The following is a 14,970-nucleotide window of genomic DNA, read 5'->3' as shown; positions in this document are numbered from 1 at the left end:
CGCCCGATATGCTAAACGGCCCGGCCTCGAGACGGCGGCCACTCCCCACTCGCTGTCAGTCACTGGCCGGCAGCGGCTTGGCTTCCTTGAGCGCCAACGGCTTTCCCCCGATGCTGAGTGAACCGGCGCCCGCCTTGGTGACCAGCACCTCGGCGTCGCCGTCGTCGACGTAGCGCTTGCCCATCGTGGTGCCGTCGGCGAAGGCCGGGTCGAGCGTGGCGTCGGCGGGCCGCTCGGCGTCCAGTGGCAGCATCGGCCGGCCCCCGCAACGCAGATCGTCGAGGCTCTCAGCGGCTTTGACGACGATCACCTGGGTATCACACACCTGGCTCTGCAGGCGCGTGCCGTTCTTGATCATGTCGGACTCCTTGTCGTTGTCTGGGAGACGGATTCAGTGCTCGGCTGCCGCCGGTTTGAGGCCTTCGAGGATCTCCCGGCGCAGCACCTTGCCGGTCGGCGTGGTCGGCAGCTCATCCCGGAACACGATGCGGTCCGGCGGGCGGGACCCGCGCAGCTTGGTGCGGGCGAACCCGCGCACCTGCGCGGGTGCCGGCGCGCCCCCCGCCTCGGGCACGATCACCGCTACGATTGCCTGCCCCCACTCGGCGTCATCCAGCCCGACGACGACGACCTCGCGGACGTCGGGGTGCTCGATGAGCACGTCCTCGACCTCCGACGGGGCGATATTCTCGCCGCCCCGGATGATGGTGTCGTCGGACCGCCCTCCGATGAACAGGTAGCCATCCTCATCCAGCATCGCGACGTCCCTGGTCGGGAACCAGCCCTGCGCATCGAGCACCGAACCGATCTCGGTGTAACGGCCCGACACCTGGGGGCCGCGAACGAACAGCTCACCCGTCTCGCCCGGCGCTAGCACGGTGCCGTCCTCCGCGCGAATCTGCACCTCGATGCCGGGGACCGGTCGACCGACCGAAGTCAGTCGACGGGCGATGGCGTCGTCTCGCGCCTCGTGGGCCAGGCGATGGTCGTCGGGTGTGAGCACCGCAATGGTCGAACTGGTCTCGGTCAGCCCGTAGGCGTTGACGAAGCCGACCTGCGGTAGCAGGTCGAGCGCCCTTCGGACCAGGGGTCGCGCCACCTTCGATCCGCCGTACGCGAAGTTGCGCAGCGTCGGAAGCTCGGCAGACCGCTCCTCGAGGACCGCCACAATGCGGGACAGCATGGTCGGCACCACCGTTGCGGTGGTCACCCGCTCGTCGCGGACCAGTCGAACCCATTCGTGCGGATCGAACCGGCGCAGGTACACGATTGCCCGTCCGGCATACAGGTTTGACAATGCGGCCCCGACCCCCGCGATGTGATATGGCGGGACGCACACCAGCCCAGCATCGGCGGGATCGGCGGAACCGAATTCGACAGTGCCGGTGACATAACTGGTCAGGTTGTTGTGAGTCAGCTCAACGGCTTTGGGCCGCGACGTGGTACCCGAGGTGAACAACACGACCGCCACGTCGTCGGGGTCGGCGAAGACCGAGACGGGCTCGGTGGATCGCGCGGCCTCGATGAACTCGTCGGACGTCATCATCTGCTGGCCGAAACCGGCCACGATCTCGCGGTACTCGGCGTCAACCACGACCAACGGTGAGGGCAGCCGATCGATGAGTTCGCGCAGCCCCTCTGGACTCAGCCGATAATTCAGTGGCGTGAACGCCGTGTTCGCGCGCGCCGAAGAGAATAACAACAGCGGGAGAAGTACTCCGCCGGTGCCGACGTAAGCGACATGGGATGCCCCGGATGCGACGATAACGCCTGCACCGCCGTCGGCGAGCTCGCTGAGGTCGGCGGTGGTCAGCCGAATGTCGCCGTCCACCACGGCAACCCGGTCGGGATCACCCGACGCCGCCATCTCCAGCAACAAAGAAATACTCAACGCCCTCAGCCCTCATCTGCGAGTTGATGCCCTAACGCCGTCAGTGCGCAGCGATCCGATTGTAGACCCGCACCGACTAATCAGATATATAGTTATAGGCTTAGTGGTATCTGAGTCAACGCGCGCTCCCGTCGACGGCTGGTTCGACAGTGACGCCTGCTGGAAGGAACACGATGAGCAGCACGCCCGACATCGCCATCATCGGCGTTGGACTTCACCCGTTCGGGCGGTACGAGGACCGGTCGGCGCTGGAGATGGGCGCCGTGGCGATCAGCAGGGCACTGCGCGATGCCGGGGTGGCGTGGTCCGACGTGGGCAGCCTGTATGCGGGCAGCCTCGAGGTGGCCAATCCCGAGGCGGTGACGGGGTTGGCCGGGATGACCGGCCTGCCGGCGCGGGCCACGTTGAGCGGCTGCGCGACCGGTAACTCGCTGTTGACCCTGGCCGCGCGAGACGTCCAACTCGGCGAAGCCGACATTGCGGTCGGCGTCGGGCTGGACAAGCACCCGCGCGGCGCCTTCGGCGCCGACCCGTCGATATCGGGGTTGCCGCAGTGGTACGGCGATCAGGGCATGTTCCTGACCACGCATTACTTCGGCACCAAGATCATGCGCTACATGCACGATCACGGCATCACCGAGGAGACCCTGGCCCGCGTTGCCGCCAAGAACTTCGACAACGGAGCGCTGGCGCCGCACGCATGGCGCCGCAAGCCGATGAGCGTCGACGCGATCCTGAGCTCTCCGGTCGTGAACGCACCGCTGCGTCAATACATGTACTGCAACCCGAACGAAGGCGCTGCCGCCGTCGTGGTGTGCCGGGCCGATAAAGCCAAGCAGTACACCGATACCCCGATCTACCTGCGCTCGACCGCGCTGCGCAGCCGCCGCGAAGGCGCCTACGAACTGCTGCGTACCTCGATCGAGCTGCCGATCGTGCCCGGCACCACCGCGGAGGCCGCCCGCGCCGCCTACGAGTTGGCCGGGATAGGCCCTGAGGACGTCGACGTCGCGCAATTGCAGGACACCGACTCGGGTTCCGAGATCATCCACATGGCCGAGACGGGGTTGTGCAAGGACGGCGAACAGGAGGCGCTGCTCGCTGACGGCGCCACCAAGATCGGTGGCCGGCTGTCTATCAACACCGACGGTGGCCTGCTGGCGAACGGCGAACCGGTCGGCGCGTCCGGCCTTCGCCAGGTCTACGAGCTCGTCCAGCAGTTGCGCGGTACCGCGGGCGACCGTCAGGTGCCGAACGATCCGCAGGTCGGGCTGGCCCAGTTGTATGGGGCCCCCGGAACCGCAGCCGTCGCCATCTTGTCCAAGTAGCCGCCATCCCGAAGGGAGTACTGCCGATGACCGACACCCAGGCGGAGTCGCGCCCGCGGGCCGAGGTCGACCTCGACCACCACTCACCCGAGTTCCGCGAGGACCCGTATGGCCGGTTCCGTGAGATGCGCGAATCGGGCTGTCCGGTAGCATATTCCGATCACTACGAAGGCTTCTGGGCGTTGGTCGACTACGCATCGGTCTTCGAAGCGGCCCGCGACGACGACCTGTTCAACTCCTATCCGTCGGTGGGGGTGCCGGCCAGTGAGCTGCCATTGCCGATCCTGCCGATCGAGTCGGATCCTCCCGAGACGCAGGAGTTGCGCGAGGTCACCCTCAAGCGATTCTCCCCGGGTTCGGCGGAGCGATTCCGTGAGTCCGCCATCGAGATGACCAATGAGGCGATCGATGCCTTCATCGAGCGCGGTGAGTGCGACCTGGTCGGTGAGCTGACGACGCCGCTGCCGGCGCGGTTGATCCTGCGGCTGTTGAACTTTGACGAGTCGCGGTTCATGGACTGGGTCGGCTGGGTGCACACCACCGTGCACGACCGTGCTCACGACCCGGAGAAGGCCGGAATCGCGGGGATGGAGATGTTCGGCGAGATCGTCAAGCACATGGAGCAGCGGCGCGCCGAAGGGCTCGGCGATGACCTGTTCAGTGACATCCTGCGCGGAACGCTGAACGGCGAACCGCTGGACGACGGTCAGGTCACCATGTACACGGTGCTGATGATGCTCGGTGGCATGGACACCACCAGTGGCTTCACCGGCAATGTGCTGTTGCGGCTGTGCAAGGACGCCGAGCTGCGGGCCAAGTTCACCGCCGATCCGAGCCTGGTGAAGAAGTCCACCGATGAGCTGCTGCGCCTGTACACGCCGACGCTCGGTTTGGCGCGCACTGTCTCGCGCGACGCCGACTTTCACGGCCAACGGCTATGCCAGGGCGACCGGGCGATCCTGATGTGGGCTGCGGCCAACCGAGACCCCGCAATGTTCGAGAACCCTGACGAGCTCGACCTCGATCGCCCAAATGCCAAGAAGCACATGGCTTTCGGTGTGGGCATGCACCGCTGCCTGGGTTCGCACTATGCCAAGCTGATGTTCGACGTGATGATCACCCAGGTACTCAAGCGGCTACCCGACTTCGAGTTGGCCGGTAATCCGAAACTGTTCGAGGACGCGGGCGAGGTGTACGCCGTGCGCGAACTGCCGGTCCGTTTCACGCCCGGACCGCGGGTGGGTTGACGGCCGGCCGGGACGGGAGAACACGGTGACGGCTGGCACCATCGCCGGGCTGCTGGATGAGTGCGCCGCCAGCCGACCGGATCGTCCGCTGCTGCGCGACGTCGAAGGCGAGACACTCACCATCTCGCAGGTAGCCGGGCTCGCGTCGGCCGCCGCGGGATGGTTGGCAGATGCCGGTGTGCGCCCCGGCATGACGGTCGCCTGGCAGCTGCCCTCACACGTCAACGCCGCGGTGGTGATGCTGGCCCTTGCCCGCATGCCCGTTACGCAGGCCCCGGTATTGCACCTATACCGGTGCCGCGAGGTGTGCGCGGCGGTCGACGTCGCGCGCGCGGACATCCTGCTGGTCGACGAGTCGACGGCCGCCAATGCGGCGCCCGGGCTACCGACAATCACGGTCCCTGCCGACCTTGTCCGCCGGCTCCAGACGTCGCCGGCCGCGAGCGCCGCGTATGAAGCGCCCCACGGCGCAGCGGAGCCGCGCTGGGTGTACTTCACGTCGGGTACCACCGGGCGCCCGAAAGCCGTGCGCCACACCGACGGCACGTTGCTCAGCGCGGCCCGCGGTTATGTCGCTCATCTCGGTGTGGGCAGTCATCCGCGGGAAGTCGGCACCATCGCGTTCCCCATCGCCCACATCGGCGGCATGGTCTACCTCGCCACCGCTTTGTTCGGCGACTTTCCGGTGGTGCTCATCCCCAAGGTTTCCGCAGCCGACCTGCCCCGGGTGCTCGCGGAACGCCAGGTGACGGTGACCGGAGCGAGCACCGCCTTCTACCAGATGCTGCTGGCCGCCCAAATGGCTGCGCCCACAACGGAATTGTTGATGCCGTCGCTGCGGATGCTGATCGGCGGGGGTGCCGCGTGTCCGCCCGAGGTGCACAGACAGGTGCGTGAACACCTACGCGTTCCGGTCGTGCATGCCTACGGAATGACCGAGGCGCCGATGATCTGCGTCAGCGAGGCCACCGACACCGACGAACAACTGGCCAACAGCGCGGGTCGGCCCATCCCCGGATCGCAGGTGCGGATCGCAGCGAACGGCGAGATCGAGCTGCGCGGCGACAACCTGACACCGGGATATCTGCAGCACGACCAGTGGGCCGACGCGATCACCGCGGACGGGTGGTTCCGCAGCGGCGACCGGGGCCACCTTCGCCCGGACGGCCGCATCGTGGTCACCGGTCGCACCAAGGATTTGATCATTCGCAAGGGCGAGAACGTCGCCCCCGACGAGATCGAGAACGAACTGCTGGCCCACCCCCTGGTCGACGAAATCGCCGTCCTCGGCCAGCCCGACGAACTGCGCGGTGAGCTGGTGTGCGCGGTCGTGCGTCGTTCGCCACGCCATCGCGACGTCACCCTCGACGAACTCTGCACGTTCCTCGACGAACGCGGGCTGATGAAGCAGAAGTGGCCCGAGCGGCTCGTCCTCGTCGACGAGTTCCCGCTGACGGGGCTCGGCAAGGTCGCCAAGTCCGAGCTGGCCCGGCAGATCGCAGGAGGAACCCGATGACGACGTTGTCCGCTGACGAACGTCAGGAACTCGCGCAGTCGGTGCGTTCCGCCTGTGAGCGACTGGCATCCGAGGAACGAGTGCGCGCGGTTGCATACGGCGAGGTCGACCGGGGCGGCGTAGCCGGACGTTCCGGCTTCGACACGGTGCTGTGGGACGTGCTGTGCAACCAGGTGGGGATAGCCGCCATCGCGCTGCCTGAACACCTGGGCGGCGCCGGTTACGGCGCGTCCGCGCTGGGCGTGGTCGCCCACGAACTCGGTCGCGCGCTGGCCCCGGTGCCATTCGTCAGCTCCACGGTGCTGGCCACCGGCCTGCTGCTCGACTTGACCGAGCGCGACCCGGATGCCGATAAGCGACTCACCGGGCTCATCGAAGGTCGCCGCACCGCTGCCGCCGCCCTTACCGGCGACGGCGGGTTGTGGCGACCGTCCGCGGTGACGCTGAGCGCTACGCGCGCCGGGGATGATTGGAACCTCGACGGCACGGTGCGCCACGTGCTGGGCGGTTCCGTTGCAGACGACCTCGTCGTGGTCGCCATCGACGAAGATGGCGAGCCGGCGGTGTTCCTGCTCGACCCGACTATCGACAGCGTCGTCGCGAAGGCCGAACGCGTGCTTGACCACACCAGGCCGATGGCCACCATCACGCTCAGCTCGGCGCCGGCACTGCGGCTATCCGGCGACGCACCCCTGGGCGACGTCGTCGAGCGCAACGTCGACATCGCGCTGGCGGTGCTGTCGGCCGAACAGATCGGCGCCTGCGAGCGGGTGCTCGAGATCGCCACCGACTATGCCCGCACGCGTGAGCAGTTCGGACGGCAGATCGGCAGCTTTCAGGCCATCAAGCACAAGTGCGCCGACATGCTCGTCGATCTCGAGTGGGCGCGCTCGGCATCACAGGCGGCCCTGGAGGCTCTCGACGATCCGGACTCCGCTGCCGCCGCCGAAGCGGGCTGGCGGGCGAGCATGGCCAAGGCGGTCTGCTCAGAGGCGCTGCGCAACGCGACCAAGGCAAACGTCCAGATTCACGGCGGCATCGGCTTTACCTGGGAGGATTCCGCACACCTGTACTTCCGGCGCGCCCGCACGGACGAGGTGATACTCGGCACCCCGGCCCAGCACTGGGACAGGTTATCGACGCTGGAGCCGTCGACTCAGCTGCCGGCTTCGCCACAAGTGACGAAAGAACCCAACGACGTCGACGCCTTACGCGCGGAGATCCGCTCGTTTCTGCACAGCGCACCGAGGCCGGCCGGTTTGCGGAACTACGGGCCCACGCCCACCGCGGATGATGTCGGGCCCGGCCGAATCTGGCACCGCTACCTGGCCGACCACGGCTACGCGTGCCTGCACTGGCCGCGCGAGTTCGGCGGTGCCGCAGCGACGGTGGCGTACCAGGCGGTGTTCGCCGAGGAGTGCGCACGCGCCGACGTGCCCCGCCAGCTCAACATCACCGGCGCCGACCTGGTCGGTCCGGTGCTGATCAAGTTCGGCAGCCAGGAACAGAAAGACCGCTACCTGGAGCCGATCCGGTTGGGCGACGACGTCTGGTGTCAGTTGTTCTCCGAACCGGGCGCCGGATCAGACCTCGCCGGCGTTCGCACCCGGGCCGAACGCACCACGACCGGTTGGCGGATCGATGGCCAGAAGGTGTGGAGTTCGGCGGCCGCCTCGGCCCGATTCGGGCTGCTGCTCGCCCGCACGGGTCCAGAAAAGCACCGTGACTTGTCGATGTTCGTCGTACCCATGGATACCTCGGGTGTCACGGTCCGCCCGCTGACCCAGATGGACGGCGAGAGCAAGTTCAACGAAGTCTTCTTCGACGGCGCCGAGCTCGACGACGACGCCCTGATCGGTGACGTCGGTCAGGGCTGGACCGTGGCGATGGTGACGCTGGGGCGTGAGCGCCTGACATTGGGTTCGCAAGCGGTCTCCATGTTCCGCCTACACGAACGCATGGTCGACGCCGCCCGCGACCGCGACTTGCTCGACCCCGTGGTGTCCAGGTCGATGACCCGGCTGTGGGCCCGAATGTGGCTGCTGCGCTACACCTGGCAGCGCGCCATCGACTCCGGCGACCTCACGTCGCCGGCCTTCTCGGTGCTGAAGTTGATGACCTCGGAAACCGACCAGGACCTCGGGGACATGGCCACCGAAGTGCTGGGCACCGACGCGTGCACCGACCCCGCGGACGACGGGCTGGTGCATCACATGCTGGTCGGGCGGGCGCAGACGATCCTGGGCGGCACCAGCGAGATTCAGCGCAACATCCTCGGTGAGCGGGTGCTCGGGCTTCCCAAAGAGCCTCGATGACAACAGCTTTAACCACAACTGAGTTCGCCGCAGCGCTGCGCGCCGCGCTGCGCCCCGGAATGACAGTGGCCCTCGGCGACGGGGTGGGCGCGCTGCGCTGCCTCGACGACGGCGGGTCGGTCGGGGCGGCGCTGAGCGCCGCCGCTGGCGAGGTGGGCTCGGTGCGCCTGATACTGGGCTGGCTGCCCGCCCCGATCGACGGCCTCGACGCGGACGCGTTCGCCGAAGTCGTTGCGTTGATGCCCGGTTGGGGCGTGCGCGACCTATTGCGCAGCTCGAAGGGGCGATTCACACCGACGCGGCTGGCCGCGATACCCGCGCTGCTGACCGACGTCCTGCAACCCGATGTGCTGCTGACCCGGCTGGTACGTCGCGATGGTTCGTTGCAGTTCGGCACCGAAGTGTCCTGGCAGCGGGCGCTGGTTGACCGTGGCACCACGACGTTGGCGATGGTCGACTTCGCGGCCCCGGCAGCGGATGCCGGGCCTGCACTCGATCCGTCGAGCGTCGAGGTGCTCGGCACGGTCGCGGCCGGACCGCTGCGAGTACCGCACCGCGACCCCGAGCCGATGCACGACGCGCTCGCCGACGCGGTACTGCAGTTGCTCCCCGAAGATGCCCGGATCCAGTACGGCCCAGGCCAGCTCGGCACCGCGCTGCTGCGCCGGACACAGGTGCCGTTGCACATCGACACCGGGTTACTCACCGACGCCGTCGTCGACCTCGACAACCGCGGCCTGCTGGTGGGTACACCGTCGGCGACGTATCTCCTGGGCAGCGACGCGCTCTACGACTGGGCCGACGGGCGCCGGATCCTGCGCGGGCTCGACTACACCCACGACCTCACCCGGCTGTCCCGCGGGTCACCGCTGGTCGCAGTGAACACCGCCATCGAGATCGACCCGTACGGGCAGATCAACGTCGAGGGCTTGGGCGACAAGGTGTTCGGTGGCATCGGTGGGCATCCCGACTATTGCGCGGCCGCCCGAATGAGCAGCGGCGGACTGTCGATCATTGCCGTTCCTACGAGGAACAACGGGCGCTCACCGCTCGTCGAGCAGCTCAGCCGTCCCGCCTCCACGCCCGCCCACGACGTGGACGTGATCGTCACCGAGTCCGGATACGTCGACCTGCGCGCAGCAGACTGGTCGCAACGCCGGCAACTCATCACCGAATTGTTCTCGAAGTGAAGGGGATAACGAGCAATGCCTGAAGGTCCGCTGACCGGCAAGGTCGTTTTGGTGACGGGCGGCGGCCGGGGAATCGGCCGAGCCCACTGCCTCGAGTTGGCCAAGCAGGGCGCAGCCGTCGTTGTGAACGATCCAGGCGTCGGCAGGGATGGCTCAAGCGGCAACGGGGAAGGCCCCGCGGCCGACGTTGTCGCCGAAATCGAGGCGGCCGGCGGCAAGGCCGTCGCACATACGGGTTCGGTGTCGGCGTGGGATGACGTCGCCCACATGATCTCCACCGCCGTCGACACCTTCGGTACCCTCACCGGCGTAGTGAACAATGCCGGCATCCTGCGTGATTCCATGGTCGCCGCCTCCAGCGAGGCCGATTGGGACGCCGTCATCGCGGTACATCTGAAAGGCACCTTCGCGGTCACCCGACATGCCTGCGAGTACTGGCGTGCGCAGTTTAAAGCAGGCAACCCGATCGATGCCCACATCGTCAACACGGTTTCCGGCGCGGGGTTGTGGGGCAATGTCGGGCAGAGTGCCTATGGCGCGGCCAAGGCCGCGATCGCCAACCTGACGGTCGTTACCGCGATGGAGGCGCAGCGTTACGGTGTTGCGGTCAACGCGATTTCCCCGCTGGCGAGGTCGCGGATGACGGCCGAGGTGTTCGGTGGCCGCGCCGACGACCCCGCGCTGGATCCCGCCCGCAGCTCCGCCGTGGTGGCCTGGCTGCAGTCCGCGCAGTCGTCCTGGCTGACCGGGCAGATCCTGCGCATCAACGGCGACAAGCTGACCCGCATCGAGGGCTTCACCGAAGCGCCGGCCGCCTACCACGCCAAAGACGGTGCAGGTCTAGTCTTTTCGGAGATCGGGCAGGCCGTCAGCTGGCTCTACGGGACCTCACCCCGCGGACTGGCCGGCCCGCTCCCGACGGCCTGATTACGGCGCCCCGCCATCGGCGTAGATAGTCTGTCCCGTGACGAAAGCGCAGATATCCGAGAGCAAGAAGGCGATCAGCGCGCCGATCTCGTCCGGCTGGCCGGGGCGACCGAGCGCGGCGTCGAACCCGAAGTCCTCCACCAGCGCCCGCTCGAGGGCCTCGTCGTAGGGATAGCCTTTGCTTTCGGCAACGTATCCGCGAATGGCATGCAGCGCATCGGTTTCCACTGCACCGGGGGCGACGCTGTTCGCGCGGATACCCGATTTCCCGTGCGTACGTGCGATGCCGCGGGTGAACGTCGCAACGGCCGCCTTGAGGCTCGCATACGGCAGCCGCGGCTCGTGAGGCGAGCGTGCCGAGTACGCGGCCGTGGTCACGATCGCGCCCCCGTTGACGGCGAGGTGCGGCAGCGCGGCCTGCACACTGCGGGTGGTCGCCAGTAGAACGTCGTGAAACGCGGTGTCCCAGGCGTCGTCGTCGGCGTCGATGGGCATCATCCCGGCGGTCCCCATCGTGATGGCGATGCCGTCGAGCCTGCCGAGTATCCGGGCCGCTTCGTCGACGGCGGCTGCCGCCGCTCCGGGCTGGCTGACATCGAACGACAGTCCGTGTGCCGACTCCGCACCCGCGGCGGCGACTTCTTGGGCGGCGTTCTTGCCGCGGTCGGCGTCGCGCCCGACCAGCACGACGGCCGCGCCCTCGCGGGCCAGCGCGCGCGCTGCGGCCAGGCCCATGCCGGCTGTGCCGCCGACGACGACGTAGCCCTTCCCCGTCATCTGCAGATCCATCGGTCACCCACTCATCGTGTAAAGAAGCTCAGCGGCCGCTCGACGAATTCGAATACCACTCCGTCGGGTGAGCGCAGGAACGAGATGTAGAGCCCGTCGATCTTCGTCCCCGGCAACGGACACCACACCGGATCACCCATCACCTCAACGGAATCCGGAACCAAAGACATTGCGGCTTCGGTGTTTTCCACCCGCAGCGCGCACCGGTACAACCCCTGGCGATTTCCGCCCCACGGCACCGGATCCGCGTTACGGGTGTCGGGATGTTCCACAACGGTCAGGGTGAACTGATGCGCGTCCTCGGCGAGTGCATAGCGAGACACCGCGCACTTGACGGGAGTGGGTGACCCGCCCGGCGCGAGTTGATCGCCGGCGACCTCGACGTGCGCCGGCGTTTGGACCTGAATAAAACCGATCGCGGTGAGGAATTCTCCGGTGGCCACCGCGTCGATGGCGGCGACGCGGATTCCGGCGAACACCGCCCCCGGCTTGTCGCTTGGGGCTTGGGCGAGCTCGATGACCGCGCCGTCGGGGTCGAGTGCGAGAACCGACTTGGCGCCCGAAATCAGGCCGTCGACCGGCTCGCTCACGGTGATGCCGGCCGCGCGCAACGCTGTGACGGTTGCATCAAGATCGGCCACGGTCAGCAGCGTCGACCGGATGCCGGGACGGGTCGGGTCGCTGTTCGGGTCGGGTTTTAGCGCCGGGCTGTGAAACTCGATGGCCTCCAAAGCACAGCCGGCGCGGGCGCCTCGTGAGTCGTAGAGAAACGAGGTCTCACAGAAGGTTTGGTCGCCGTCGATGCCGAGGATGCTGCCGTCGGTCGGAACTTTGGGATCGGTGCGCATTCGCGCCGAGAGCCCCAGCCGCCCGACATAGAGGCCCTCGGTGGCGTCCAGCGAGGAACAATTGAGGTTGACGTGCAGGAAGCGCCGCGCAAGTTCCTCGGAACCCACTACAGCACAACCGAATTGATTTTGAACTCGATGATTTCGTCCTCGCTGAACCCGAGTTCGGCGAGTAGCGCGTCGGTGTGCTCACCGTGGCCCGGCGCACATGTGAGGTCCAGGGGTGTCTCATCGAATTGCACGGGACTGGCCGCCAGCGCGAACTTGTTGTCGTTCGCATCGGTGACTTTGGGCAAATATCCATTGGCGATCACCTGTGGATCGCTGTGCACCTCGTGCGCGGTGTGCATGACGTCCCACACCCCGTCGAAACCGGCGAATGCCTTCTCCCAGTGTGAAAGGTCTTGGGACTCAAAGGCGCTGCGCAACTCGCGAATGCACTCCTGCCGGTTGCCGAACCGCACGGCCGCGGTGGCGAACCTCTCATCTTCGATCAGGTCGGTGCGGCCCAGCCGGGTGCAGAAGTCCGCCCAGAATCGGTCGGCTTGCAGCAGCACGAAGGCGATGAACCGGTTGTCGCGGGTCTTGTAGATGCTGGCCACCGGGTTGGGCATCTCGTCCAGGTTGAACTTCGGGATGTCCTGACCGGTGACACCTGATCCGACGATGTCAGGACCCAACTGCCAGATCGCGGCGTTGAGCAGCGACACGTCGACGACCGACGGCTCGCCCGTGCGCTCGCGCTTCACCAGGGCCGCGGCGATTCCGCCCGCGATCGCCAGCCCGCCGTAGGAGTCGCCGAACGCCGGCCGCTGAATGGGCGGGTAGGAGCCGTCACCGGCCGAATAGGCATCGCCGATGCCGCCGCGCGCCCAGTAGGCCGCCAGGTCGAAGCCGCCCTGCGAGGCGAGGTCCCCACGGGTGCCGTAGCCGTGGCCGCGGGCATAGATGATCTTGGGGTTGCGCGCCCGCACCTGGTCGACGTCGATCCCCATCCGCTGACGCGAATCCGGCAGCAGATTCGTGACGAAGACGTCGGCGGTTTCAAGCAGCTTCATCAGCAGCTCGAGCCCCTCCGGGGTGGAGGTGTCCAGCCCAATGCTGCGCTTGCCGCGGTTGGGCTGCTCGATGAAGTGGTTCACTCCCCCTGCACCGGTGACGACCCCGGAGCTGATCAGGCCGCGCTGCGGGTCGCCGGTCTCGGGGTGTTCGATCTTGATGACGTCGGCGCCCCAGTCGGCGAGCACGGCGCCGGCGGCCGGAACGAACGTCCACGCCGCCAGCTCAACGACGCGTATTCCGCTGAGGATGTCGCTCATAGGGGGTATCCGATCGTCTTGGTCTGCAGATGCTGTTCGAAGCCCTCGATGCCGTTCTGCCTGCCGATACCGCTCATCTTGTAGCCCCCGAAGGGGGCGTCGGCGCCGTAGTACATGCCGCTGTTGATCATCAGCGAGCCGGTGCGGATGCGGCGGGCGACGGCCATGGCGCGCTCGTTGGAGCCCATGATGCCGCCGGCCAGGCCGTAGCTGGAGTTGTTAGCCAGCTCGACGGCTCCGTCGTCACCACCGTCGTACGGCGTGATGGACAGCACCGGCCCGAACACTTCCTCCTGGAAGATCGTGTGGTCCGGGGCGACGTCGGCAACGACGGTCGGTGCCACGAAGTATCCGCGGTCCAGGCCGTCGGGGACCCCGCCGCCGGTGGTGACGCGGCCTCCGTCACGCTTGGCAATCTCGATGTAGTTCAGCACCCGGGCCTGTTGCTTGGCCGAGATCAGCGGTCCGCAGAAGGTATTCGGGTCCGCGGGGTCACCGACGGCCAGTGAGCCGAATGTCGCGGAGGCGACCTCGACGGCCTGGTCGTAATGCGAGCGCGGCACCAGCATCCGGGTGGCCAGCGCGCACCCCTGCCCCGAGTGCATCAGGGCGCCGATACAGCCGGGCAGCGCCGTGGCCATGTCGGCGTCGTCGAGCACGAGGTACGCCGATTTGCCGCCGAGCTCGAGCATGTTGCGTTTCATGGTGTCGGCCGAGAGCCGCTGGATGAGTTTGCCGACCGCCGTCGATCCGGTGAAGGAGACCATGTCGATCCGCGGGTCGGTGGCCAGCACCTGGGCGATGTCGTTGTCCGACGCCGGAACGATGTTGACCACGCCGGCCGGGATGTCGGTCTTCTCGGCGATGATCCGACCCCACCGCAGGGCAGTCCAGGGTGTCTCGATGGCCGGCTTGAGCACCATCGTGTTCCCGGTGGCCAGGATCTGGCCCACCTTGTTGCTGATGATCTCGAACGGAAAGTTCCACGGCGTGATGGCGCCAACGACGCCCATCGGCTCCTTGACCACGACGCGGTTGTACGGCACACCCATCTTGGCGTCCTGGTCGAGCATCCGCTCCCAGGTGAACTCCGAGATGTACTGCGCCGGCCACCGGATGGCGTCGGCCAGCGGCCATCCCAGCTGCGCAATGTGGGTCATCCCCACCGTCGCGCCGACCTCCGCGATCAGCTCGGCGCGGATATCTTCGGCTTCCTCCTGTAGCGCGTCGTGCAACTGCATCAGGCAGCGTTGACGGAACTCGTGGTTGGTCGACCAGTCGGTGGTGTCGAAGGCGCGCCGGGCAGCGGCGATGGCCTCTTCCATGTCTTCGGCGCTGGCGTCGGTGGCGAGCCCCAGCACTTCCTCGTTAGCCGGATTGATGTTGTCGACGGTCTTGCCGGTCGACGAATCCCGCAGCCGGCCGTCGATGAAAAGCCTGGCCTCGGGATTGAAATGGACAGTTGTTGCGGCGACCGGTGAAGCCGTCATTGGCGCTCCCTCTCGCAGAATTGTCGGCGTGGGCTAGTGTACCTTGTTATAGATAACTGTTTAGCGGATTCAGCTCCGGCTGGCGAGACGCGAGAACCAACGAAAGGGCA

12 protein-coding genes and 1 pseudogene are annotated in these 14,970 nt (G+C 67.1%); 7 read left to right on the top strand and 6 right to left on the bottom strand.

All coding sequences use genetic code 11. The annotated features are described in order from the left end of the window. Window positions 1–55: 55 nt before the first annotated feature. Both MAAFP003_RS28060 and MAAFP003_RS28055 read right to left on the bottom strand, forming a co-directional pair. Entirely contained in the window at window positions 56–358 is a 303-nt protein-coding gene (locus MAAFP003_RS28060; protein WP_036473719.1) for a hypothetical protein, read from the bottom strand. A 33-nt stretch (window positions 359–391) separates the two neighbouring features. Then, the gene (locus tag MAAFP003_RS28055; protein ID WP_096290768.1) at window positions 392–1,891 is read right to left on the bottom strand and encodes a class I adenylate-forming enzyme family protein; all 1,500 of its coding nucleotides are present in this window, start codon (window positions 1,889–1,891) and stop codon (window positions 392–394) included. Between the two features lie 173 nt (window positions 1,892–2,064). Here MAAFP003_RS28055 and MAAFP003_RS28050 point away from each other — a divergent pair, with 173 nt between their 5' ends. The 7 genes and pseudogenes from MAAFP003_RS28050 (at window position 2,065) to MAAFP003_RS28025 (ending at window position 10,414) form a co-directional block, all read left to right on the top strand. After that, complete coding sequence (locus tag MAAFP003_RS28050) at window positions 2,065–3,219, top strand: thiolase family protein (RefSeq protein WP_036473715.1); 1,155 nt, start codon at window positions 2,065–2,067, stop codon at window positions 3,217–3,219. Between the two features lie 26 nt (window positions 3,220–3,245). Then, complete coding sequence (locus MAAFP003_RS28045) at window positions 3,246–4,466, top strand: cytochrome P450 (protein WP_036473713.1); 1,221 nt, start codon at window positions 3,246–3,248, stop codon at window positions 4,464–4,466. A 25-nt stretch (window positions 4,467–4,491) separates the two neighbouring features. Continuing rightward, the gene (locus MAAFP003_RS28040; RefSeq protein WP_036473711.1) at window positions 4,492–5,982 is read left to right on the top strand and encodes a class I adenylate-forming enzyme family protein; all 1,491 of its coding nucleotides are present in this window, start codon (window positions 4,492–4,494) and stop codon (window positions 5,980–5,982) included. Beyond that, window positions 5,979–7,097, top strand: a pseudogene (locus tag MAAFP003_RS30055) (acyl-CoA dehydrogenase family protein); the annotation flags it as partial. The gene MAAFP003_RS28040 and the pseudogene MAAFP003_RS30055, both read left to right, overlap by 4 nt. Window positions 7,098–7,160: 63 nt before the next feature. Continuing rightward, a complete protein-coding gene (locus MAAFP003_RS30050; RefSeq protein ID WP_036474131.1) occupies window positions 7,161–8,297 on the top strand; it encodes an acyl-CoA dehydrogenase family protein in 1,137 nt (378 codons plus the stop codon). Next, window positions 8,294–9,487: an acetyl-CoA hydrolase/transferase C-terminal domain-containing protein gene (locus MAAFP003_RS28030; protein WP_036473709.1), complete on the top strand. Its 1,194-nt coding sequence runs from the start codon at window positions 8,294–8,296 to the stop codon at window positions 9,485–9,487. The genes MAAFP003_RS30050 and MAAFP003_RS28030 overlap by 4 nt, the downstream gene beginning before the upstream one ends. A 15-nt stretch (window positions 9,488–9,502) precedes the next feature. Then, on the top strand, window positions 9,503–10,414 hold the full coding sequence (locus tag MAAFP003_RS28025) for an SDR family NAD(P)-dependent oxidoreductase (protein ID WP_036473707.1): 912 nt from the start codon (window positions 9,503–9,505) through the stop codon (window positions 10,412–10,414). Here the strand turns inward: MAAFP003_RS28025 and MAAFP003_RS28020 are convergent, their stop codons facing one another. Genes MAAFP003_RS28020 through MAAFP003_RS28005 form a run of 4 tightly spaced genes read right to left on the bottom strand, consistent with a single transcriptional unit; the run spans window position 10,415 to window position 14,860 of the window. Next, window positions 10,415–11,191, bottom strand: coding sequence for an SDR family NAD(P)-dependent oxidoreductase (locus MAAFP003_RS28020; RefSeq protein ID WP_036474128.1), 777 nt, complete (start codon window positions 11,189–11,191; stop codon window positions 10,415–10,417). A gap of 23 nt (window positions 11,192–11,214) precedes the next feature. After that, window positions 11,215–12,159, bottom strand: coding sequence for a VOC family protein (locus MAAFP003_RS28015; protein WP_036473705.1), 945 nt, complete (start codon window positions 12,157–12,159; stop codon window positions 11,215–11,217). Continuing rightward, window positions 12,159–13,370: a CaiB/BaiF CoA transferase family protein gene (locus MAAFP003_RS28010; protein ID WP_036473703.1), complete on the bottom strand. Its 1,212-nt coding sequence runs from the start codon at window positions 13,368–13,370 to the stop codon at window positions 12,159–12,161. The genes MAAFP003_RS28015 and MAAFP003_RS28010 overlap by 1 nt, the downstream gene beginning before the upstream one ends. Next, on the bottom strand, window positions 13,367–14,860 hold the full coding sequence (locus tag MAAFP003_RS28005) for an aldehyde dehydrogenase family protein (RefSeq protein ID WP_036473701.1): 1,494 nt from the start codon (window positions 14,858–14,860) through the stop codon (window positions 13,367–13,369). Before MAAFP003_RS28005 ends, MAAFP003_RS28010 begins: the two co-directional genes overlap by 4 nt. Window positions 14,861–14,970 lie beyond the last annotated feature (110 nt).

The sequence above is a fragment of the Mycobacterium ahvazicum genome (assembly GCF_900176255.2).
GTDB lineage: Bacteria > Actinomycetota > Actinomycetes > Mycobacteriales > Mycobacteriaceae > Mycobacterium > Mycobacterium ahvazicum.
Note: the sequence above shows the minus strand (reverse complement) of the source record. Positions and strands in the feature narration are given on the sequence as shown.